Below are 21,620 nucleotides of genomic sequence, written 5' to 3'. Positions count from 1 at the left end.
TATGGGAACGTCCGACATTTCAGGCATCGCCTCCCGGCCGCTCAGGATCCTGCACGTGCTGGATCATTCGATCCCCCTGCACAGCGGCTATACATTCCGCACGCGTTCCATCCTGCAGCAGCAGCGCGCACTCGGATGGATTACAGAACACATCACCAGCCCCAAGCATGCGGCGGCGGCCGAGATGACAGGAGACACGCAAGAAACCATCGACGGGCTGCGCTTTTTCCGTACCGAACCGGCGCTGGGCATGCTGTCCCGGATGCCCGTGCTGAACCAGCTGGCCGTGATCAACCGGCTGGCTGCGCGCCTGCTGCAGGTGGCGCAGGAAGTCAAGCCGGATATCCTGCATGCGCACTCGCCCGCCCTCAATGCGGTGGCCGCGCTTCGCGTGGGCCGCAAGTTGGGCATTCCTGTCGTCTATGAAATCCGCGCTTTCTGGGAAGATGCGGCCGTGGACCACGGCACCAGCAAGGAGTGGGGGGTGCGCTACCGCCTTACCCGGGCGATGGAAACGTGGGCACTGAAGCGCGTCGATGCCGCGACCACGATCTGCGAGGGGTTGCGCTCGGAGATCGTGGGCCGCGGCATCCCCGCCCAAAAGATCGAGGTGATTCCAAATGCGGTCGATGTCGGCGATTTCTCGGTCGGCGGTGCGCGCGATGAGGCACTGGCACGCACGCTGGGTCTCGAAGACAAGACCGTATTGGGCTTCATCGGTTCGTTCTATGCGTATGAAGGCCTGAACGTGCTGCTCGACGCGGTGCCGGCAATGCTGGCACAGCAGCCTGGATTGCGGGTACTGCTCGTTGGCGGCGGCCCGCAGGACGCCGCATTGCGCGCCCAGGCCAAGGTCCTTGGTATCGAGGGGCAGGTGGTCTTCACGGGCAGGGTACCCCACAAGGAAGTGCAGCGTTACTACAACCTGGTCGATGTGCTTTGCTACCCGCGCCTGAAGATGCGGTTGACGGATCTCGTCACACCCCTGAAACCACTCGAAGCGATGGCGCAGGGACGGTTGCTGGCTGCATCGGACGTGGGCGGGCACCGCGAGCTGATCGAGGATGGTCGTACCGGCGTGCTGTTCGCGGCAGGCGATGCCGCCGCGCTGGCGCGCAGGGTGCTGGCACTGCTGGCTGCACCGGAGCAGTGGCAGCAGTTGAAGGAGCAAGGCCGGCGCTTCGTCGAGAACGAGCGCAATTGGGCGACAAGCGTGGCGCGGTATCGCAAGGTGTACGCCAACCTGATAGCGGGAGAGCGTAAATGACGGCACGGTCGATCGGGCTCGTCGGCCCTCTGCCTCCACCCTCCGGCGGCATGGCGAACCAGACCTTGCAACTGGCCGCCTTGCTGCGTGGCGAAGGGATCGACGTCGAGACCGTGCAGGTCAACGCGCCCTACCAGCCGGCGTGGGCTGGTCGCATCAAGGGCTTGCGCGCCCTGGCGCGACTTTTGCCGTACCTGGTCGCCCTCTGGCGCGCAGCCGGGCGAGTACAGGTGTTCCACGTGATGGCCAACTCCGGCTGGTCATGGCACCTGTTTGCCGTGCCGGCGATCTGGATCGCGCATCTGCGTGGCAAGCCGGTCGTCGTGAATTATCGCGGGGGCGAAGCCGATGGCTTCCTGTCCCGCGCACGCCGTTGGGTCGCACCGAGCCTGGCACGGACGGATGCCGTCATCGTGCCGTCCGGTTTCCTGGAAGCCGTGTTCGGCAAATATGGCTTTGCAACGCAAGTCGTACCGAACATCGTCAACCTGGAACGCTTCTCATCGGCCCGGGAAACGCAAACCGGCGCGGGCCCGCGCCTGCTGGTTGCCCGCAACCTCGAACCGATCTACGACAATGCCACCGCGCTGCGTGCCATTGTCCTGGTGCGTGAACGCCATCCTGATGCGACCCTTGTGATTGCGGGCTCCGGGCCGCTTCGCGAAGAGCTGGAACGGCTGGCTGAGGAACTGGGCATAGCAGGCGCCGTCACATTCACCGGCCGTGTCGATAACGCGGCCATGGCGGCGTTGTACCGTAACGCGGATGTGATGCTCAATCCCAGCCTCGTCGACAACACGCCCAATTCCGTCCTGGAAGCACTGGCTTGCGGCGTGCCCGTGGTCAGCACGCATGTTGGCGGCGTGCCCTATCTCGTCGAAGACGGGCGCACGGCGCTGCTGGTGCCGCCGAATGCGCCGGAAGCGATGGCGGCTGCCGTGCTGCGGCTGGCAACCGAGCCTTCGCTGGCGGCGTCGCTGCGCGAGAACGGTCTGCGGCACGTACAGCAATTCACCTGGTCGAGCGTGCGTCCGCGCCTGCTCGCCGTCTATCAACACGTGCTGGCCATTCGCGCCGGCACTACCGCGGTGAGCCAGCCATGAGCATGCAGAATGCCCGCATTCGTCCGGCGCCCTACACGGCGCTCGTCACCAACCTGATTTTTCCGCTGCACGAGCGCGTCAAGCAGCATCGCAGCGTGGCCGTGCGCAAGCAGCTCGAGGAATCGCAGTATTGGCCGGAAGAACGGCTGCGCGACCTGCAACTGCAACGCCTGCGCCGGCTGCTGGCACGGGCCGGGACGTCGGTTCCGTATTTCCGCGACCTGTTCGCGCAAATCGGCTTTGATCCGGCGCGCGACGTGCGCAGCCTGGACGACCTGGCCCGGTTGCCGCTGATGGACAAGTCGGTCATCCGGGCCAATGTCGACCGCCTGAAGGCGGACGATGCGGTGGGCCTTGCCCGCTTCAACACCGGCGGCTCCAGTGGCGAACCGCTGATCTTCTACATTGGCAAGGAACGTGTCAGCCACGACGTGGCCGCGAAATGGCGTGCCACACGCTGGTGGAACGTCGATATCGGCGATCCGGAAATCGTCGTATGGGGTTCACCGATCGAGCTCGGCGCGCAGGACCGGGTGCGCGCGCTGCGCGACCTGCTGCTGCGCACGCACCTGCTGCCGGCGTTCGAGATGTCGGCGGCCAAGCTCGATGGCTTCGTTGCCCGCATCCGTGCCCACAAGCCGCGCATGCTGTTCGGTTATCCATCAGCGCTGTCCCACATAGCCCGGCATGCCCGTGCCAGAGGGCAGCGCATGGACGACCTGGGCATCCGCGTGGCCTTTGTCACCTCCGAGCGGCTGTACGATGAACAGCGCACGCAGATATCCGACACGTTCGGCTGCCCGGTTGCCAACGGCTATGGCGGCCGCGATGCCGGCTTCATTGCCCACCAGTGCCCCGAAGGCGGCATGCATATTACCGCCGAGGATATCGTCGTCGAGATCCTCGACCCCGATGGCAAGCCGGTGCCGCGCGGCCAGGCCGGCGAGATCGTCGTGACGCACCTGGCGACCGGCGACTTTCCGTTCATCCGCTATCGCACCGGCGATATCGGCGTATTGGGAACCGAGCAGTGCAACTGCGGGCGCGGCTTGCCGCTGCTGCAGGAAATCCAGGGCCGCAGTACCGACTTCCTGGTGGCCCAGGATGGCACCGTGATGCATGGGCTGGCGCTGGTGTACATCCTGCGTGACTTGCCACAGGTGCAGGCGTTCAAGATCGTCCAGGAAAGCCTGGACCTGACGCACGTGCAGGTCGTGCTTGCCGCACCGCTCGACGCCCAGGCGTTCGGCAAACTGCAGGGCCAGATCGAACGCGGCTTCAAGGCACGCCTCGGTGCCGGCGTCGTGGTCGAGGTCATGCAGGTCGCCGAGATCGCGCCGGAAAAATCGGGCAAGTTCCGCTATGTGGTCAGCAAGGTAGCCACCGGGAGCGTGGTGGCATGAGGGATGTGATCATCACGCTGCTGGTGTTTGGTTCGCTGCCGTATATCTTCAAGCGTCCCTCGATCGGCATGGTCATGTGGATCTGGATCAGCGTGATGAACCCGCATACGCAAGGGTGGGGCTTTGCGCGTGAATTTCCGTTTGCCGCCATCATCGCGGTGACAACCGTGGCGGCGATGGTGACCAACGCGCATCGCAAGTACCGCTACCCCCTGACACCGGTCACCATCACATTCCTGGCGTTCATTGCCTACATGTGCCTGACAGCGGCATTTGCGATCCATCCTGACCAGATCATGCCGCAATTGATCAAGGTCATGAAGATCATGGGCATGACGATCGTCGTCATGATGCTGCTGCGCAAACGCAAGCACGTCGAATGGCTGATCTGGACAGTGGTGGTCTCGATCGGCTTCTACGGTGTCAAGGGCGGCATCTTCACGTTGCGCAGCGGTGGCCAGTACCGCGTCTGGGGGCCAATCGGTACTTTCATCGACGGCAACAATGAAATTGCGCTTGCATTGGTGATGACGATCCCGCTGATGCTGTACCTGTACACGCTGGTCACCCACAAATGGGCGAAGCGCGCCATGCTCCTGTCGATGCTGCTGTGCGCGCTGGCATCGCTGGCGTCCTATTCGCGTGGCGCGGCCATCGCGATGGTGGCGATGCTGACATTCCTTTGGCTGAAAAGCCGCAACAAGGCCATGCTTGGCATACTCCTGGTCCTCTGCGTACCGGTTGCGCTGGTCTTCATGCCCGAGCAGTGGCACGCCCGCATCGACACTATCGACGAGTATGAGCAGGACATGTCGGCGATGGGCCGCATCAATGCATGGTGGATGGCTTTCCACCTGGCCAATGACCGGCCGCTGGGCGGCGGTTTCGAGATCTACGATTCCCACGTGTTCCAGCTGTATGCACCGATCCCGGAGGATGTCCACGCCGCGCACAGCATTTATTTCCAGGTGCTGGGTGAGCACGGCTGGGGCGGGCTGGCGATTTACCTCACGCTCGGCATCCTCACCTGGCTGGCCGGCTCGCGCATCATCAGCCGCTCCGCCCCGTTTGCCGAACTGGCCTGGGCCGGCAACCTGGCGCGCATGGTCCAGGTCAGCCTGCTGGGCTTCGCGGTCGGCGGCGCCTTCCTCAGCCTCACCTATTTCGACGTGCCGTATTACCTGATGGCGGCAATGGTGGCCACCCAGCTGATCGTCGAGCGCGAACGCAAGGTGCTGGTGCCGAAACCACTCATCAATCCTCTTGCGCCCGAGCCCGATCCGCCGGATGAAAAGACCCCAGAAGAAGAGCTCCGCCATGAAACAGCCTGAACTCGATGCGGCGCCCGCGACCGCTGCCGCCGTTGCGATTGCCGCCCCCGCCACCAAAGCCCCGCTGCTGGAGAAAAGCCTGCTGTCGCTGCTGTCGCCGGGTGGCCGGCACGGCCTCTCGATCCTGATCTTCCACCGTGTGCTTCCCCAGAAGGATGCATTGTTCCCGAGCGAGGTCGATGCCGTGGAATTTTCCGCGCAGGTCGGCATGCTCAAATCGCACTTCAATGTGCTGCCCCTGCTGGAAGCGGTACGGCGCTCGAAGGAGGGCACGTTGCCGCCGCGGGCGGCGGCGATCACCTTTGACGACGGCTATGCCGACAACGCCGAGGTGGCGCTGCCCGTCCTGCAGCGGCATGGCCTGCATGCCACATTCTTCGTGGCCACCGGTTTCCTGAACGGCGGTCGCATGTGGAACGACAGCGTGTATGAACTGGTTCGGCGCGCACCCGGCGGCATGCTCGATGCCACGCCGCTGGGCCTTGGTGCGCATCCGCTGCACACGCTGGCCGAGCGCCGCCAAGCCATCCCCGCGCTGATCGGGCAATTGAAATACCTGCCGATGGCCGAGCGCCAGCAGCAGGTCGACCGGCTGGTGGCGCTGGCCGGTGTCGCACTGCCGGATGACCTGATGATGAACACCAGCCAGGTGCGCAAGCTGCACGCGGCTGGCATGGGGATCGGCGCGCATACGGTCAATCACCCGATCCTGGCACGCTTGCCGGACGATGAAGCGCGCGAGGAAATTGCACAGGGCAAGCTGGCGCTGGAAGACATGATCGGCGCCAGTGTGCCGCTGTTCGCCTACCCGAACGGCAAGCCGGGCGAGGACTATGAAGCGCGCCACGTTGCGATGGCGCGCGAACTGCGTTTCGAAGGCGCAGTGTCGACCTCCTGGGGCGCGAACCGCGGCCGGCCGGATCCATTCCAACTGCCACGGTTCACACCATGGGACAGGAGCCGGTTGCGCTTCGTCCTGCGCATGGCACGCAACCTGACCACGAGCGCTCGCCTGGCGTAACAAAGAAATAACAAGGAACATCGCCGCATGTCATTGAAGAAGGACGTCCTGCACGGACTCAAATGGGTTGCCGGCGCCAAGTTCGCCAGCCAGATCATCAGCTGGGTCATCACGATCATCGTGATGCGGATGCTGGTGCCGGCCGATTACGGCTTGATGGCAATGGCTTCCGTGTTCCTCGCGTGGTGCGCGATGTTCGTTGAAATGGGCCTGGCGCCAGCGCTGGTACAGGCCAAGGAAGTCAGCACCCAGAAGTTGCGTCAGGCTTTTGGCTTGTTCATGGTGGTCAATTTCACGGTGATGCTGTTGCTGGTCGCCTGCGCGCCGCTGGCCGAGCGTTTCTTTGCCGAACCGAATCTGGCCAACCTGATCCGGCTCATGTCGCTGCAGTTCGTGCTGGCGCCATTTGGCCTTGTGTCCGAAGTCATACTGCAGCGCGGCCTGAACTTCCGGGCCCGCTCGCTGCTGGACCTGTCGCAATCCGTGCTCACCGCCTTCGTCACGCTGGCGCTGGCCTGGTGGGGCATGGGTGTGTGGTCGCTTGCGCTGGGCATCCTCGTCGCCGCGGTTTACCGCACGGTCGCGGTTAACATCGTCGCGCCGTTCCCGCACATGCCGCTGTTCTCCTGGCATGGCATGCGTGAGCTGTTCACCTTCGGCGGCAAGATCTCCGCTTCGCGCTTCCTGTGGTTCTTTTTCACGCAAGCCGATACGGTGATCATCGGCCGCACGCTGGGTGGCGAAATCCTCGGCGTGTACTCGGTGGCGCTGCACCTGGCCAGTCTGCCGGTGCAACGGGTCTCCGGCATCCTGAACCAGGTCGCATTCCCGGCCCTTGCGCGTTACCAGAACGACCGCGCCGCCATCGGCCGCCAGTTGCTGAAGGCGTTCGAGCTTGTATCGCTGGTCGCGTTCCCCATCCTGTGGGGCATGGCCGCCACCGCCAGCGATATCGTGCTGGTCTTCCTCGGCAAGCATTGGGAAGAAGCGATCCTGCCACTACGTGTGCTGGCATTGATCATGCCCTTCCGCACCGTGGTGCAGTTCCTTCCCGCCGTCACCGATGCGGTCGGCCGGCCCGGTATCGCGTTGCAGAACGGTATCGTGGCCTGCACGCTGATGCCGATCGCGTTCTATGCTGGCACGCACTGGGGCATCTTCGGCGTGGCCATGGCCTGGGCACTGGTGTACCCGGTCGTCCTGCTGATCAACATGCATCGCATGCTGGGCGTGATCGGCCTGACAATGGGCGAAGTGGCGCTGCGGATGTTGCCGGCAATGCTGTCCGGTGCCGCCATGTGCGCGGCCGTGACAGGTGTGCACGGCATGCTCGACGACATGGCCGATCGCCGCATCGCGCTGGCTATCCAGGTTGGCGCCGGCGCGGTAGGTTACGTGGCCGCCAGCTGCCTGCTCAATCGCGCCGCCGTCGTTGAGATCTGGAGCATGCTGCGTCGCAAGCGACAGGTGGCCTGATGGCGGTGTACCGTATCCGCATCTTGCCCAAGGAGTTCGAGTTCGACGCGGAAGAAGGCGAAACCCTGTTGCATGCCGCCGAGCGCGCCGGTATCCGCCTGCCCAGTTCGTGCCGCAATGGTACCTGCCGTACCTGCCTGTGCGGCAGCGATGGCGGCCGTGTGCGTTACCTGGTCGAATGGCCCGGCTTGTCGTTCGACGAGCGGCAAGCGCATGACGTGCTGCCATGCGTGGCAATGGCGGAAACCGACATTACGCTGATTGCGCCGGCGGCGCGCAAACTCCCGTAGTCCCGATCTTACGGCTGGAGTGCCGCTCGCCGAACCTGTGATGCGCGAGCGGTCAGTCCGTGCTGCCCGGTTTGCGCAGCCGGGCCAGCAGCGCCTCGGTCTGCTCGTTCAACGGTTGGCCGTGACGGCGCAGCAGCTGCACGTGCAGCACGAGGTTTTCCAGCACGAGCTTGGCGGACACGGCCAGCAACGTCATCTGCCGGTCGGCTTCGCTGAACGACTCCATCGCCCCAGCCATCTCGCACAGACGGCTGGCGACGATGCCGCGCAAGTCCTTCTCGTCAAAGGGCAGGTCGGCGAAATCGATCGGATCTTCCTGCTCGACCTCCTGCATCAGCGTTTCCAGTTCCTGCTGGGTAATCGACATTGGCAGCTCCCGTGTTGCTTTCCGTCCGTCAGTACTTCATTGTAGGCCAACCCGGCCGGCAACCGCGCTAGAATCGTCCAACCCGGAGGCGATTACCCTTGGCGCTCATCATCTTCACGCAACAACTGGCGCGCTTCTTGCCTGTGCCCCAGTTCGAGACAGATGCCACGACATTGCGCAACGCGCTCGATGCGGTGGCCACCGCCCACCCGCGCCTGACGGCCTATGTGCTCGATGATCAGGGCCGTCTGCGCGCCAACGTCGTTGCCTTCGTCGATGGCCGGCGCTGTCGTGATCGTGCCTTGCTGGACGATCCTCTCCGGCCTGGTTCCACCATCCACATCCTGCAGGCACTTTCCGGAGGCTGACATGGCGCGCCACGCATTCATTGCCACTCGCAAGGGGTTGTTCGAACTGACGAAGCAGGAAGGCGCGTGGATGTTGTCCGCGCCGCATTTTCCCGGCGATCCGGTCTCGATCGTGCTGCACGACCAGCGCGACGGGACCACCTACGCGGCGCTGAGCCTGGGCCACTTCGGCGCCAAGCTGCATCGGCGCGATGCCGGCAGCCTGGCGTGGCAGGAAGTTGCCGTGCCCGTGTATCCGCCCAAGCCGGACGACAGCGATGACAAGACCGACTGGACCCTGAAGCAGATCTGGTCGCTGGAAGCGGGCGGGCCGGACCAGCCCGGCGTGTTGTGGGCCGGCACCTTGCCGGGTGGGCTTTTCCGCTCGCACGACCGCGGCGAAAGCTGGGCGCTGGTCGAATCCTTGTGGCACGTTCCCGGGCGCGCCGAATGGTTTGGCGGCGGCTACGACACCCCGGGCATGCACAGTATCTGCGTCGATCCGCGCGACAGCGCCAGCATACTGGTTGGCGTGTCATGCGGCGGCGCGTGGCTGACGAATGATGGCGGCAAGACGTGGGCGCTCCGTACGCAAGGCATGGCGGCGCGCTATATGCCGCCCGAACTGGTACACGATGGCGCGGCCCAGGATCCGCATCGCATCGTCCGCTGCGCCGGCGCACCCGACGTGCTGTGGTGCCAGCACCATAGCGGCATCTGGCGGTCGGAGGACAACGGCGGCCACTGGGAAGAATTGCAGGCGCCGGCATCGTCGTTCGGCTTTGCCGTCGCGGCCCATCCCACCGACGGACGCACAGCATGGTTCGTGCCGGCCATTGCAGACCAGCAGCGGGTGCCTGTCGGTGCCGCGCTGGCAGTGAACCGCACGCGCGATGGCGGCGCCACATTCGATACGCAGCGCGACGGCCTGCCGCAACGGGATTGCTATGATCTCGTGTATCGGCACGGGCTGGCGGTGGCCGACGATGGCGCCATGCTGTTGATGGGGTCGACGACGGGCAGCCTGTGGCTGTCCGACGATGGCGGTGCCAGGTGGCACACCATCGCGGCCCATTTGCCGCCCGTGTATGCGGTACGGTTCAGCTAGCATGAGGCGGAGGTTGACTGGCAGGCGCCACTCGTGAATACTTGCCAAATTTGCAAAAACAAGGAAATTTTAGTGGCTACGCTATCCGACATCCGCAATGTCCCGTTATCCGGCAACATCCATATCGACGCGCTACTGAACCGGGGAGGGTTGAACTGGACCGCGGTTACCGATATTCCGTACAACACCATCCGCTACAGTTTTTCGCTGGCCGGCGACATCCTGCCGGCGGCCGAGAATATCGTGTCCGGCACGGCAACCGGATTTACTGCACTGCAGCAGAGCGCTACTCGGGGAGCGCTGGCTTACCTGTCCGAGATTACCGGCATCCAGTTCCTGGAGACAGGCCCTGCCGAAGCCGACGTGCATTTCGCCAACGCTTCCATCACCACTGAACGTGTCGTCGGCTCGTTCAACTGGCGCTCCCAGTACTGGGAAGACGGTGCGGGCACGATCACCCGCTACGAGCTCGACGGCGTGGTTTACCTCGACAACGCGGAATATGCCGACTACAACAGCACGCTTGCCTCCGGCTCGGAGGGGTATGAGACGCTGTTGCACGAACTGGGCCACATGCTTGGCCTGAAGCATCCGTTCGAAGATGCCATCCAGCTGCCAACCAGCCTCGACAGCACAAGCAATACGCTGATGTCGTACGATTCGTCTGGCCGGTTCTATTCGGAATATCGTCCCTTCGACCTGGCGGCCCTCGGCTGGCTATATGGCGGAGATGGGATCGGCGGCAATTTCGGCATCGATGCGCAGGGGCGCATGCTGGTCGGCACCACGTCAGGTGATCAGCTCGTTGGCACTACGGGCATGGATCTCCTGGCAGGCCTGAACGGAAACGACACGATCGATGGTGGAGCCGGGCTGGACTATGCAGCATATCTCGAGAACCGCGCTGGGTACCGCATCAGCCGTACCGACCAGGGTTTCTCGGTCACGGGCACGGAAGGCACGGACGTACTGCGCAACATCGAGCGGATGACATTCGACAACGTTGACGTGGCACTGGATATCGACGGCAACGGCGGTGCCGCTTACCGGCTATACCAGGCCGCATTCAACCGCGTACCGGATGCGGTCGGCCTGGGTTACTGGATTTCGGTCCTGGATGATGGCGTCAGCTTGCGCGATGTCGCGGCCAGCTTCCTTGCCAGCCCGGAATTTGCCGCGATCTATCAGGGCAGCAACCCGGACAATGGCACGCTCGTCGCCGGTCTGTACCAGAACATCCTGCATCGCCCACCGGAGCAGGCTGGCTACGAGTACTGGCTCGATGTGCTCAACAAGGGGGGCGACCGCGCCACTGTGTTGAGGGATTTCAGCGAAGGCTTTGAAAATCGCGATGCCCTGGCCAGCGTGATCGGCAACGGCTTCGATTACATCCCGTACGCCTGATCGGCGACTGCTATTTGCCCCAGTAGCACAGGAACATGTCGATGGCCGTCTCGACGATGGCCGCTTCCTGTGCCGCGTCCAATGCCGGCTGGCCCATTGCCACCTGCGGCCAGAAAGCAAAAGTTTTCAGCTGACCCTGCAGCACATTGGCCATGAAGGCCGGATCCCCCGGTTTCAGCTTGCCATCTGCCTGGGCGGCGCGCAGCAGTGCCGCGGCGCCTTCTTCCTTTTGCGACAGTTTTGCCACCATGCTGCGAGCCCGCTCGGGCGTGTGGATCGCTTCGGCGATCGCTACCCGCGCCAGATCAAGGAAGTAGGGGTCGCGCAGCAACCCCATTTTTTGCCGCAGCAAATCCATCAGTTGGCCTCGCAGCGGCCGATCGGCGCAGTAAGACGCCGGGGCGGTGGCGGCAGTGCAATCCCATAACTCTTCGAGGATCTGCGCGAACAGGTCGTCCTTGCTGGGGAAGTGATTGTAGACGGTTCGTTTCGATACGCCGGCCGTGGCGGCCACGCGGTCCATCGACGTCGCATCAAAGCCGTTGGCACGAAACTCGGCGATTGCCGCCTGCACGATGGCAGAGCGCTTGCGGTCGGTCAGGCGGGTAGTGGTCATGCCGTCATTTTACACCGGGTAGTTTACTTTTCCGCGTGCCAGCGCTACACTTGAAACTACACTGTGTAGTGTACATTTAATGTGCGTTCAATAGCGTCCAGCCAACAGGAATACCATGCCCACCATCGCCCATGCTTCACCGCAAATCCAGAATGGCCGTTTCCGCAATCCAGCCCGGATGCATCGCAGCGGCTTGGGCAAAATGCTGGGAATCATGTGGCGCGCATTGTTTAACAAACCTCCTGGTACCGTCCCGGCTGCGCCGGTGCCAGTGCGGGCCATGACGCACGCGGCCATCGAGGCAGCGCCGGATCACACCGTGTGGCGGCTCGGGCATTCGACCGTGTTGCTGAAACTGGAAGGCGACCTGTGGCTGACCGATCCGGTCTTTGCGCGCCGGGCCTCGCCGTTCAGTTGGCTGGGGCCGGTACGCTTCCATGCACCGCCGCTGACGCTTGAGGAATTGCCGCCGCTCGCGGGCGTTATCCTGTCGCACGACCATTATGATCACCTGGACCGTGGCGCGATCGCGGTGCTGGCGGCGAAGACGCGGCATTTCATCGCACCGCTCGGGGTCGGCGACCGGCTCGTCACCTGGGGCATTCCAGCCGCGAAGGTACGGCAACTGGACTGGTGGCGTTCCATCAAGCTGGGCAATGTCGAACTCACCTGCACGCCGGCGCAGCATTTTTCCGGCCGCGGCCTGGCGGACGGCAACAGCACGCTGTGGTGCTCGTGGGTCATCGCCGGGCGTGAACGCCGTGTATTCTTCAGTGGCGACTCCGGCTACTTCCGCGGTTTCAAGGCGATCGGCGACCGCTTCGGCCCGTTTGACCTGACGATGATCGAAACCGGCGCCTACGACGAACAGTGGCCGGATGTGCATATGCAGCCGGAGCAAACCCTGCAAGCCCACATCGACCTGCGGGGGAATGTGCTGATGCCAATCCATAACGGCACATTCGACCTGGCCTTCCACGCCTGGCACGAACCGCTCGACCGCATTGCCGCGCTTGCCGACGAGGCAGGCCAGCGACTTGCCACGCCGCTGATCGGCCAGGCCTTGGATCTGGCCGAGGCGCATGCCGGCGGCCGCTGGTGGCAAGCTGCCGTCACGCGCTGAAGCCAGCCGATGTGGCTGGAATGGAAATCGTGAAGGATCGGTTGCTGCCACGGCATGGTTGCTTGGGGGGCGCACGTCCGATGGCGGCGGGCGCTGGAGCCCCGTGCAATGGTGACATCGGCATGGCGCGGATTTCATCCCTTTCGGCGCCTCGCTGGTGCAACGCGATCTGGTTCCTCCGGCGCCGCAAAGCCATTTGTCGCGTAGCCGCCATGTTCGATCAGGTCGGAAAAAGTACGTCGGCGAATTTCGTCGCGCAGCAAGTCGGCCACCACCTGCGATTTCAGCAGGCCCAGTTCGGCCGCTTCTTCGGCCAGGTCGCGCGGGAGGTTGATTTCGATCGTCGTCATGGGCGGGGAGTCTTTCGGTCAGGCCAGGATCAGGCGGTTGATGTAAGGGTCGAAAGGAAAGCAGCCGGTGTATGGTTCCGGTTCATACACATAGGCATAGCTGCGGAACAGCGAATATTGAATCTGCAGCATCAGGCGAGGCTTGGCGACGGGCGGCGAGCCCTTGTGCACGCCAGCGGTATCGACGGCAAAGCCGAAGCCCCGCTCGCCAACGGCGACGATCAGGCGTTCTTCACCGTATTCGCGACTGATTTCGCCGTCGGACTGGATTTTCAGCCGCACCGGTGCGCGTGTCTTGTGCGTGCCGCGCACGTAGACATGGGGGCCGTCATCCGGTCCCACGTCCGTCAGGTAGACGATCACCTTGAAGTATCGCCAGTCTTCGGAGTCGCGGTGAAACGTTTGCAGGTCCGAGCGCGGTCCCGGCGCAGGAAACGACCAGCGCACACCCAGTTGGGAAATCGTGGGCTTGCAGCCAATGTAGCGCTCGGCCAGTTCCAGCAGCCGGCTGTCGTTGGCCAGCGCCAGGATATGCGGGCAACGCACGATGTCGTGCAGGCTGTATTCGGCCAGCCGTGCTGCCGGCGGCACGCGCGCCAGCGTGAACGTGGACGTTGCGTCCTGCCGGTCCGTCAACATCTTGTCGGCGAAATGGCCATGGATGTCGTCGCACTGGCCGGTCGTGAGCACATTGCCCAGCGACGCGTAGCCTTCCGTGTGCAGGCGGTCCAGCAACAGCAGGCGCGCGGGCACCGACACGCGGGTCGAGATCCCATGGCGGGCGCGTACCCAATTGCGGAACATGCGTACGCACAGTCCGCGCAGGGGAGGGGAAACGATGATGCGCTGCAGGTAGTAAAGGAAGCTGTTGGCGGGCTTGAAGCCGTGGCCCGGCGTCAGTCGTGCATATCTCATAACGGTCTCCACCGAGGCCAGGCAATGAGATACAAAGTTAGTGCAGGGGAAGATTGCGGTATTGATGCTCAGCAGGCGCCGCCAGCTATGCGACATCTGGCAAGACCACCAAATTGATGAAGATCATGGCGGCTACCAGCGGGTCAACGTCCTGCTTGACCCGCTGGCGGGATCGTGGATTTACATATTGCGGCGATACTGGCCGCCGGTCTCGAACAGCGCGCTGGTGATCTGGCCCAGCGAGCACACGCGCACGGCATCCATCAACTTCGCGAAGACGTTCTGGTTGTCGATGGCCGCCTGCTGCAAGGCCGCCAGCGCGGCCGGTGCGGCTTGCGCATGGCGCAGGTGGAAGTCCGCCAGGCGGCGCAACTGCGACTGCTTTTCGTCGTCGGTCGAACGGGCAAGCTCGATTACCTGCGGCACGTCAGCGCCCTTGGGATTGCGGAATGTATTGACGCCGATGATCGGCAGTGAACCGTCATGCTTCCTGTGCTCGTAGAGCAGGGACTCTTCCTGGATCTTGCCGCGCTGGTAGCCTGTTTCCATGGCGCCCAGCACGCCACCGCGCTCGGCGATGCGTTCGAATTCCTGCAGCACGGCTTCTTCCACGAGATCGGTCAGCTCGTCGATGATGAATGCGCCCTGGTTCGGGTTTTCGTTCTTTGCCAGGCCCCATTCGCGATTGATGATCAGCTGGATCGCCAGTGCGCGGCGCACCGATTCGTCGGTCGGCGTGGTGATTGCTTCATCGTAGGCATTGGTGTGCAGCGAATTGCAGTTGTCATAGATCGCGATCAATGCCTGCAAGGTGGTGCGGATATCGTTGAAGTCGATCTCCTGCGCGTGCAGCGAGCGGCCGGACGTCTGGATGTGGTACTTCAGCTTCTGGCTGCGATCGTTGGCGCCATACTTGTCGCGCATTGTCACGGCCCAGAGGCGTCGGGCCACGCGACCCAGCACCGTATATTCCGGGTCCATGCCGTTGGAGAAAAAGAACGACAGGTTCGGCGCGAAATCGTCGATGTGCATGCCGCGCGCCAGGTAGGCTTCCACGAAGGTAAAGCCGTTCGACAGCGTAAATGCCAGTTGTGAGATGGGGTTCGCCCCCGCTTCGGCGATGTGGTAGCCGGAAATCGACACGGAGTAGAAATTGCGCACGCCGTGGTGGACGAAGTATTCCTGGATATCGCCCATGACCTTCAATGAAAACTCGGTACTGAAGATGCAGGTGTTCTGGCCCTGGTCCTCCTTCAGGATATCGGCCTGCACCGTGCCGCGTACGTTCTGCAGCACCCAGGCGCGGATCTTCGCCGCTTCATCATCCGTCGGCGGGCGTCCGTTCTGCGCCACGAACTTGTCGAGCTGCTGGTCGATCGCCGTGTTCATGAACATCGCCAGGATCGTCGGCGCAGGTCCATTGATCGTCATCGATACCGACGTCGACGGGCTGCACAGGTCGAAGCCGTCGTACAGCACCTTCATGTCATCCAGCGTGGCGATCGACACGCCCGAATTGCCCACCTTGCCGTAGATGTCCGGCCGCGGTGCCGGATCGGCGCCATACAGTGTCACGGAATCGAAGGCGGTCGACAGGCGTTTGGCATCGAGCCCCTCGGAGACGAGCTTGAACCGGCGGTTGGTGCGGAATGCATCGCCTTCGCCGGCGAACATGCGCGTCGGGTCCTCTCCTTCGCGCTTGAACGCGAACACGCCGGCGGTGTACGGGAACGAACCCGGCACGTTTTCCAGCATCAACCAGCGCAGCAGCTCGCCGTGATCCTCGTACTTCGGCAGCGCCACCTTGCGGATCTTCGTGCCGGACAACGTGTGCTGCACGAGGCCCGTGCGGATTTCCTTGTCGCGGATTTTCACCACGTACTCGTCGCCAGCGTATGCCGCCTGCATGTCCGGCCACATGGCCAGCAGTTTTTTCGCGCCGGCATCAAGCGCGTGGTCGCGCTCGGTGATGACGTCGTCGAAGTCGGTGGTGCGGCCAGCCGCCGCCAGCATGCGTTTTGCTTCCGTCAACTGCTGGCGCTCGCGCGCCAGCACCGATTGCCGGCGCACGTGCTTGTGGTAGCCGCGCACGGTGTCGGCAATTTCGGCCAGGTAGCGTGCCCGCGCCGGCGGCACGATCACGTTCTTGCCCGACGAATGGCGCACGTCCGCCAGGGGCAACAGCCCGGGCCGCGTGCGCAGCCCGAATTGCGCCAGTTCCGGCAGCAGGGCCTGGTACAGCGCAGTCACGCCATCGTCGTTGAAGCGCGAAGCCTGCGTGCCGAACACCGGCATCTCGTCCGGCTGGCGGCTCCACAGCTCGCGGTTGCGCTGGTACTGCTTGGCCACGTCGCGCAGCGCATCCTGCGCGCCCTTGCGGTCGAACTTGTTGATCGCGATGAAGTCGGCGAAGTCCAGCATGTCGATCTTTTCCAGCTGCGAGGCGGCGCCGAACTCCGGCGTCATCACATACATCGACAAGTCCACGTGCGGCACGATCGCGGCATCGCCCTGGCCGATGCCGGAGGTTTCCACGATCACCAGGTCGAACCCGGCCACCTTGCAGGCGCGGATCACATCGGGCAATGCCTGCGAGATCTCGGAACCCGCCTCGCGCGTGGCCAGCGACCGCATGAAGACCCGATGCCGCGATTCGCCACCCATGCTCCAGGGATTGATGGCGTTCATCCGGATGCGGTCGCCCAGCAATGCGCCGCCGGACTTGCGGCGCGACGGGTCGATCGAGATCACGGCGATATTGAGCGCATCGCCCTGGTCGAGGCGAATGCGGCGGATCAGCTCATCGGTCAGCGACGATTTGCCGGCGCCACCGGTGCCGGTAATGCCAAGCGTCGGCACGCGCAGGCTGTCGGCCGCTTCCTGCAAATGCCGGCGCAACGCGGGGGCGGCCTTGTCGTTTTCCAGCGCCGTGATCAGCTGCGCCAGCGGGCGATGGCGCGCCACGATGTCGCCTGCGGTTTGTTCACCCTGCAGCGGTTCCAGCGACGTGGGCGAATACTGCGACAAGTCCACGTCGCACTGCTGCACCATCCACGCGATCATGCCGGCCAGGCCCATGCGCTGGCCGTCTTCCGGGCTGAAGATGCGCGTCACGCCATAGGCGTGCAGTTCGGCGATCTCCGCCGGCACGATCACGCCGCCGCCGCCACCGAACACCTTGATGTGCGCGCCGCCGCGCTGGCGCAGCAGGTCGATCATGTATTTGAAGTATTCGACATGGCCGCCCTGGTAGCTGGAAATCGCGATGCCCTGCACATCCTCGGCCAGCGCCGCCGTCACCACCTCGTCGACGGAGCGGTTATGCCCCAGGTGCACGACTTCCACGCCGTGCGACTGCAGAATGCGGCGCATGATGTTGATCGACGCATCGTGGCCGTCGAACAGCGAAGCGGCGGTGACAAAACGCACCTTGTTGGCCGGGCGCGGCGGCTGTGCATCGGCGGCGAGGGTCTTGGCGGAAGTCAGATCGTTCATGGAGGTCCCTGAAAATTCTGGCGGATCGCAATGATCCGATTATATGACGCTTACGTAAACGTAAAGATATCGTCTTTCGTTTCCTGAAACCGGGGTCAGTCGGATCGCCGCACCGCCCCGATTCCAGGAAATATTTCTTAAAAATGGGGTCTGACCCCGGTGTCGAGCAACATCAGGCGGCGTGCTGGTGCGAGCCGCCGAAGGCGGCCAGCAAGCGGGCCTGCTCGGCGTGATACGCGGTGACGGCCTTTTCCTTCACATGTCCGAAACCGCGAATTTTTTCCGGCAGGGCCGCCAGGGCGACCGCGGTGTCGTAGTTCTCGGCGGTGAGGCGCGACAGCACGTCGGCGATCACCTGTCGGTACTGGCCGATCAGCGCGCGTTCCATCTTGCGCTCGGCGGTGCGGCCGAAGATGTCGAGCGGGCCGCCGCGCAAGCCTTTCAGGCGAGCCAGTACCTGGAAGGCCCGCCAGGTCCATGAACCATACTGGGCCTTGACCAGGTGGCCTTGCGCATCCTTCTTGGCGAAAATCGGCGGCGCCAGGTTGAATTTCAGCGCGAAGTCGCCTTCGAACTGCGCCTTCAACTGTTCGACGAAGCGGCCATCCGTGTACAGCCGCGCCACCTCGTATTCGTCCTTGTAGGCCATCAGCTTGGCCAGCGATTTCGCCACTGCAACCGACAGGCGCGTCGACGGCATTCCCAACGCGCGTTCACGCTCGCGTACCTGTTCGACGAACTGCTGGTAGCGCCCGGCATAGGCGGCATCCTGGTAGCCGGTCAGGAATTCCACGCGCTTGCGCACGATGGACTCCAGGCTCTGCGGCATCTGCAGCACAACGGGCTGTGCCGGCGTGGCGATCCGCTCGACCCGCTTCACATCCACCGCCGCGCGACGGCCCCACAGGAAGCTTTTCTTGTTCGACTCGACGGCGACACCGTTCATCTCGATTGCCCGCAGCAGCGCCGCCTCGGTGAGCGGAATGCGGCCGCGTTGCCAGGCGTAGCCCAGCATGAACAAATTGGCGGCGATCGAGTCGCCCATCAGTGCCGTGGCCAGCTTCGTCGCGTTCACGAAATCGGCCGCCGCGGCACCGCCCACGGATTCCTCGATCAGCGCGCGCACGTCCCCCGTCGGGTATTCCCAGTCGGCGTCCTGCGCGAACGTGCCGGGTGGCTGTTCATGCAGGTTGACGACGGCCAGCGTGCGGCCCGGGCGCATCTTCGCGATCGCATCGGCCGCACCCGTGGTCAGCATGTCGCAACCGAGCACGAGATCCGCTTCGCCGGTGGCGATGCGCTGCGCGCGCAGGTGCGCCGGCGACTGCACGATCTTCACGTGCGACGTGACGGAACCGTTCTTTTGCGACATGCCCGTCATGTCCAGCACCGATGCGCCCTTGCCCTCCAGGTGCGCAGCCATGCCCATCAGCGCACCGACGGTGATGACGCCCGTGCCGCCGATGCCATTGATGAGGATGTTGTACGGCTGCCCGCATGCCGGGATCGTTGGCTGGGGCAACGCACCCCAGTCTTCCGTGTGGGTCGTGTCGGCCTTTGATTTTTTCAGCGTGCCGCCCTCCACGGTCACGAAGCTCGGGCAGAACCCCTTCACGCACGAATAGTCCTTGTTGCAGCTCGACTGGTCGATCGTGCGCTTGCGGCCAAACTCGGTTTCCTTCGGCAGGATCGACACGCAATTGGACTGGATGCCGCAATCGCCGCATCCTTCGCAGACCGCCTCGTTGATGACCATGCGCTTGCCCGGATCGACGAGCTCCTTCTTTTTCCTGCGGCGCCGTTTTTCGGCCGCGCAGGTCTGGTCGTAGATCAGGACCGTGCAACCGGCGATCTCGCGCAGTTCGCGCTGTACCGCATCCATGTCCTTGCGGTCGTGCAGTGTCACGAAAGCCGGCAGGTTCGAGCGGTCCGCATAGCGGGACAGGTCTTCCGTTACCAGGGCAATGCGCTGCACGCCCTCGGCCGCCATCTGCTGCGCGATCATCGGCACCGACACCGTACCGTCGACCGGCTGGCCGCCCGTCATTGCCACCGCGTCGTTGTACAGGATCTTGTAGGTAATGTTGACCTTCGCGGCCACGGCGGCGCGAATGGCCAGGTAGCCGGAGTGGAAATACGTGCCGTCGCCGAGGTTCTGGAACACGTGCGGTACCGTTGAAAAGGCTGCCTGTCCGATCCATGGCGCGCCTTCGCCGCCCATGTGCGTGGTCAGCTTGTTCATTTCCGGATAGATCGACGTGGCCATCACGTGGCAGCCGATGCCGGCCAGCGCGAAGCTGCCGTCCGGTACCTTGGTCGAGGTGTTGTGCGGGCAGCCGGAGCAATAGAAAGCGGGGCGGAACGGCGTGTTGATTGCCTTCTGCAGCACGGCATCCTTGGCGTCCAGGAATACCAGCCGCGCCTTGATCTGGTCGCAGATATGCGGATCGGTGACATAGCGTTTCACGCGCGAGGCGATCACCCGTGCAACCTGCGAGACCGAGAAATCGGCCTTTGGCGGCAACAGCCATTCGCCGCGTGGTGCCACCCATTCGCCCTTGTCGTCGAACTTGCCGATCACGCGCGGCCGCACGTCGTCGCGCCAGTTATACAGTTGTTCCTTCAGCTGGTATTCGACGAACTGGCGCTTTTCCTCGACCACCAGGATTTCATCGAGGCCCTGGGCGAATTCGCGCACCGAGTCCGGTTCCAGCGGCCACGGCATCGATACCTTGAACAAGCGCAATCCCACCTTTGCTGCCATCTCCTCGTCGATGCCCAGCTCTTCCAGCGCTTCGAGCACGTCCAGGTACGACTTGCCGGAAGCGATGATGCCGAGCTTTGCATCGGGGTTGTCGATCGTCGTGTGATTGAGCCGGTTTTCGCGGGCATAGGCCAGCGCTGCATAGATCTTGTAATCCTGCATCAGCGCTTCCTGGTTGCGCGCCTGCCGGCCCAGCGGCACGTTGGATAGCCGCGCATTCAGGCCACCTTCCGGCATATGGAAATCCTGCGGCAACTTCACCTGCACGCGGAATGGATCGGCATCCACCGAAGACGACGATTCCACCGTATCGGCCAGCGCCTTGAACGCCACCGCGCAACCGGAAAAGCGCGACATGGCCCAGCCGTGCACGCCCAGGTCGAGGTATTCCTGCACATTGCATGGATACAGCACGGGAATCATGCAGGCGGAGAAGATATGGTCGGACTGGTGCGGCAGTGTCGACGAGTAGGCGCCATGGTCATCGCCCGCCACCAGCAGCACGCCGCCGTTGCGGGCCGTGCCGGCATGGTTCATGTGCTTGAAGACATCGCCACAGCGGTCCACGCCGGGCCCCTTGCCATACCACATGGCAAACACGCCATCGTACTTGCTTGGCCCGATCAGGTCGACCTGCTGCGAACCCCAGACAGCCGTCGCGGCCAGGTCTTCGTTCACGCCGGGCACGAACTGCACATGATGTGCTTCCAGGTGTTTTTGTGTCTTCCACAGGGTTTCATCGAGGCCACCCAGCGGGGAACCGCGGTAGCCGGAAATGAAGCCCGCCGTGTTCAAGCCGGCCGCCTCGTCGCGCTTTCGCTGCATCAGGGGAAGGCGCACGAGGGCTTGTATGCCGGAGAGGAAGATCTTGCCGGACGTGGCGGTGTACTTGTCGTCGAGGCTGACGTCGTTCAGGCGGACTGGCTGTGGACCGTCGGCACCGGGCAGCGGTGCGGCAGAACCCATTGCCGAGGTATCGGGCATGGCTTGTCTCCAAAATCTTGTTTCGGTTGCGCCTGCGCCATCCCGTCTCGGGTAGAGACGTTCCGGTTCAGGCCACGGTCGGACCCGCGTCGATCACGTACCGGTGGTGCGTCGATCGTGCGTCGATTGCGCGTCGATCATACGCCGGTTGTGCTCGGGTCCGCCCGCCGTCATCGGCGGTTATCAGCCCAGTGTACGCCCGGGTTGACGTATACGGAAATAGCGTTTGGGGATAGGGGTATAAGAAAAAATGATG

At 63.6% G+C, this 21,620-nt stretch carries 17 protein-coding genes; 11 read left to right on the top strand and 6 right to left on the bottom strand.

The genetic code is table 11. The annotated features are described in order from the left end of the window. The first annotated feature begins 1 nt into the window (after nucleotide 1). The 7 genes from EWM63_RS11900 to EWM63_RS11870 are packed head-to-tail and all read left to right on the top strand — an operon-like array spanning nucleotide 2 to nucleotide 7,891. Nucleotides 2-1,267, top strand: a complete 1,266-nt coding sequence (locus tag EWM63_RS11900; RefSeq protein WP_130186711.1) for a TIGR04063 family PEP-CTERM/XrtA system glycosyltransferase — start codon at nucleotides 2-4, stop codon at nucleotides 1,265-1,267. Continuing rightward, a complete protein-coding gene (locus EWM63_RS11895) occupies nucleotides 1,264-2,370 on the top strand; it encodes a glycosyltransferase family 4 protein (protein WP_130186710.1) in 1,107 nt (368 codons plus the stop codon). Before EWM63_RS11900 ends, EWM63_RS11895 begins: the two co-directional genes overlap by 4 nt. Further along, entirely contained in the window at nucleotides 2,367-3,773 is a 1,407-nt protein-coding gene (locus tag EWM63_RS11890) for a phenylacetate--CoA ligase family protein (RefSeq protein WP_229487860.1), read from the top strand. Before EWM63_RS11895 ends, EWM63_RS11890 begins: the two co-directional genes overlap by 4 nt. Continuing rightward, complete coding sequence (locus EWM63_RS11885; protein WP_130186709.1) at nucleotides 3,770-5,104, top strand: putative O-glycosylation ligase, exosortase A system-associated; 1,335 nt, start codon at nucleotides 3,770-3,772, stop codon at nucleotides 5,102-5,104. Before EWM63_RS11890 ends, EWM63_RS11885 begins: the two co-directional genes overlap by 4 nt. Then, complete coding sequence (locus EWM63_RS11880) at nucleotides 5,091-6,125, top strand: polysaccharide deacetylase family protein (protein ID WP_207221273.1); 1,035 nt, start codon at nucleotides 5,091-5,093, stop codon at nucleotides 6,123-6,125. Before EWM63_RS11885 ends, EWM63_RS11880 begins: the two co-directional genes overlap by 14 nt. A 27-nt stretch (nucleotides 6,126-6,152) precedes the next feature. Next, nucleotides 6,153-7,601 (top strand): lipopolysaccharide biosynthesis protein, encoded by a 1,449-nt coding sequence (locus EWM63_RS11875; RefSeq protein WP_130186708.1) that lies wholly within the window; start codon nucleotides 6,153-6,155, stop codon nucleotides 7,599-7,601. Beyond that, complete coding sequence (locus tag EWM63_RS11870) at nucleotides 7,601-7,891, top strand: 2Fe-2S iron-sulfur cluster-binding protein (protein WP_130186707.1); 291 nt, start codon at nucleotides 7,601-7,603, stop codon at nucleotides 7,889-7,891. The genes EWM63_RS11875 and EWM63_RS11870 overlap by 1 nt, the downstream gene beginning before the upstream one ends. Before the next feature lie 52 nt (nucleotides 7,892-7,943). Here the strand turns inward: EWM63_RS11870 and EWM63_RS11865 are convergent, their stop codons facing one another. Beyond that, nucleotides 7,944-8,258: a hypothetical protein gene (locus EWM63_RS11865; protein ID WP_130186706.1), complete on the bottom strand. Its 315-nt coding sequence runs from the start codon at nucleotides 8,256-8,258 to the stop codon at nucleotides 7,944-7,946. Nucleotides 8,259-8,356: 98 nt separating this feature from the next. On the opposite strand from EWM63_RS11865, the gene EWM63_RS11860 reads away from it, so the two are divergent. The 3 genes from EWM63_RS11860 (at nucleotide 8,357) to EWM63_RS11850 (ending at nucleotide 11,117) form a co-directional block, all read left to right on the top strand. Further along, entirely contained in the window at nucleotides 8,357-8,626 is a 270-nt protein-coding gene (locus tag EWM63_RS11860) for a MoaD/ThiS family protein (protein ID WP_130186705.1), read from the top strand. 1 nt (nucleotide 8,627) lies between these two features. Next, nucleotides 8,628-9,713 carry a WD40/YVTN/BNR-like repeat-containing protein gene (locus tag EWM63_RS11855; protein ID WP_130186704.1) on the top strand — a complete coding sequence of 362 codons (1,086 nt, stop codon included), beginning with the start codon at nucleotides 8,628-8,630 and terminating at the stop codon, nucleotides 9,711-9,713. Between the two features lie 72 nt (nucleotides 9,714-9,785). Continuing rightward, nucleotides 9,786-11,117, top strand: a complete 1,332-nt coding sequence (locus tag EWM63_RS11850; RefSeq protein WP_165390807.1) for a DUF4214 domain-containing protein — start codon at nucleotides 9,786-9,788, stop codon at nucleotides 11,115-11,117. A gap of 10 nt (nucleotides 11,118-11,127) precedes the next feature. Here the strand turns inward: EWM63_RS11850 and EWM63_RS11845 are convergent, their stop codons facing one another. Next, nucleotides 11,128-11,733, bottom strand: coding sequence for a TetR/AcrR family transcriptional regulator (locus tag EWM63_RS11845; RefSeq protein WP_130186702.1), 606 nt, complete (start codon nucleotides 11,731-11,733; stop codon nucleotides 11,128-11,130). Between the two features lie 280 nt (nucleotides 11,734-12,013). Between EWM63_RS11845 and EWM63_RS11840 the strand changes: the two genes are divergently transcribed. After that, nucleotides 12,014-12,856 carry an MBL fold metallo-hydrolase gene (locus EWM63_RS11840; protein WP_307720853.1) on the top strand — a complete coding sequence of 281 codons (843 nt, stop codon included), beginning with the start codon at nucleotides 12,014-12,016 and terminating at the stop codon, nucleotides 12,854-12,856. 134 nt (nucleotides 12,857-12,990) lie between these two features. Here the strand turns inward: EWM63_RS11840 and EWM63_RS11835 are convergent, their stop codons facing one another. The 4 genes from EWM63_RS11835 to EWM63_RS11820 all read right to left on the bottom strand — a co-directional run bounded on the left by EWM63_RS11835 (nucleotide 12,991) and on the right by EWM63_RS11820 (nucleotide 21,364). Beyond that, nucleotides 12,991-13,206 carry a hypothetical protein gene (locus tag EWM63_RS11835; protein ID WP_130186700.1) on the bottom strand — a complete coding sequence of 72 codons (216 nt, stop codon included), beginning with the start codon at nucleotides 13,204-13,206 and terminating at the stop codon, nucleotides 12,991-12,993. A gap of 18 nt (nucleotides 13,207-13,224) precedes the next feature. After that, nucleotides 13,225-14,121: a phytanoyl-CoA dioxygenase family protein gene (locus EWM63_RS11830; RefSeq protein ID WP_165390806.1), complete on the bottom strand. Its 897-nt coding sequence runs from the start codon at nucleotides 14,119-14,121 to the stop codon at nucleotides 13,225-13,227. Nucleotides 14,122-14,301: 180 nt separating this feature from the next. Then, complete coding sequence (gene icmF / locus EWM63_RS11825; RefSeq protein ID WP_130186698.1) at nucleotides 14,302-17,616, bottom strand: fused isobutyryl-CoA mutase/GTPase IcmF; 3,315 nt, start codon at nucleotides 17,614-17,616, stop codon at nucleotides 14,302-14,304. Nucleotides 17,617-17,788: 172 nt separating this feature from the next. Then, a complete protein-coding gene (locus EWM63_RS11820) occupies nucleotides 17,789-21,364 on the bottom strand; it encodes an indolepyruvate ferredoxin oxidoreductase family protein (RefSeq protein ID WP_130186697.1) in 3,576 nt (1,191 codons plus the stop codon). Nucleotides 21,365-21,620: the final 256 nt, after the last annotated feature.

The sequence above is a fragment of the Pseudoduganella lutea genome (genome assembly GCF_004209755.1).
GTDB lineage: Bacteria > Pseudomonadota > Gammaproteobacteria > Burkholderiales > Burkholderiaceae_D > Rugamonas > Rugamonas lutea.
This window is presented reverse-complemented; position numbering and strand designations above follow the sequence as displayed.

Coding starts and splice junctions, on each gene's coding strand:
- EWM63_RS11900 (WP_130186711.1), top strand. CDS start 2: ATGGGAACGTCCGACATTTCAGGCATCGCCTCCCGGCCGCTCAGGATC.
- EWM63_RS11895 (WP_130186710.1), top strand. CDS start 1,264: ATGACGGCACGGTCGATCGGGCTCGTCGGCCCTCTGCCTCCACCCTCC.
- EWM63_RS11890 (WP_229487860.1), top strand. CDS start 2,367: ATGAGCATGCAGAATGCCCGCATTCGTCCGGCGCCCTACACGGCGCTC.
- EWM63_RS11885 (WP_130186709.1), top strand. CDS start 3,770: ATGAGGGATGTGATCATCACGCTGCTGGTGTTTGGTTCGCTGCCGTAT.
- EWM63_RS11880 (WP_207221273.1), top strand. CDS start 5,091: ATGAAACAGCCTGAACTCGATGCGGCGCCCGCGACCGCTGCCGCCGTT.
- EWM63_RS11875 (WP_130186708.1), top strand. CDS start 6,153: ATGTCATTGAAGAAGGACGTCCTGCACGGACTCAAATGGGTTGCCGGC.
- EWM63_RS11870 (WP_130186707.1), top strand. CDS start 7,601: ATGGCGGTGTACCGTATCCGCATCTTGCCCAAGGAGTTCGAGTTCGAC.
- EWM63_RS11865 (WP_130186706.1), bottom strand. CDS start 8,258: ATGTCGATTACCCAGCAGGAACTGGAAACGCTGATGCAGGAGGTCGAG.
- EWM63_RS11855 (WP_130186704.1), top strand. CDS start 8,628: ATGGCGCGCCACGCATTCATTGCCACTCGCAAGGGGTTGTTCGAACTG.
- EWM63_RS11845 (WP_130186702.1), bottom strand. CDS start 11,733: ATGACCACTACCCGCCTGACCGACCGCAAGCGCTCTGCCATCGTGCAG.
- EWM63_RS11840 (WP_307720853.1), top strand. CDS start 12,014: ATGACGCACGCGGCCATCGAGGCAGCGCCGGATCACACCGTGTGGCGG.
- EWM63_RS11835 (WP_130186700.1), bottom strand. CDS start 13,206: ATGACGACGATCGAAATCAACCTCCCGCGCGACCTGGCCGAAGAAGCG.
- EWM63_RS11830 (WP_165390806.1), bottom strand. CDS start 14,121: ATGAGATATGCACGACTGACGCCGGGCCACGGCTTCAAGCCCGCCAAC.
- icmF (WP_130186698.1), bottom strand. CDS start 17,616: ATGAACGATCTGACTTCCGCCAAGACCCTCGCCGCCGATGCACAGCCG.
- EWM63_RS11820 (WP_130186697.1), bottom strand. CDS start 21,364: ATGCCCGATACCTCGGCAATGGGTTCTGCCGCACCGCTGCCCGGTGCC.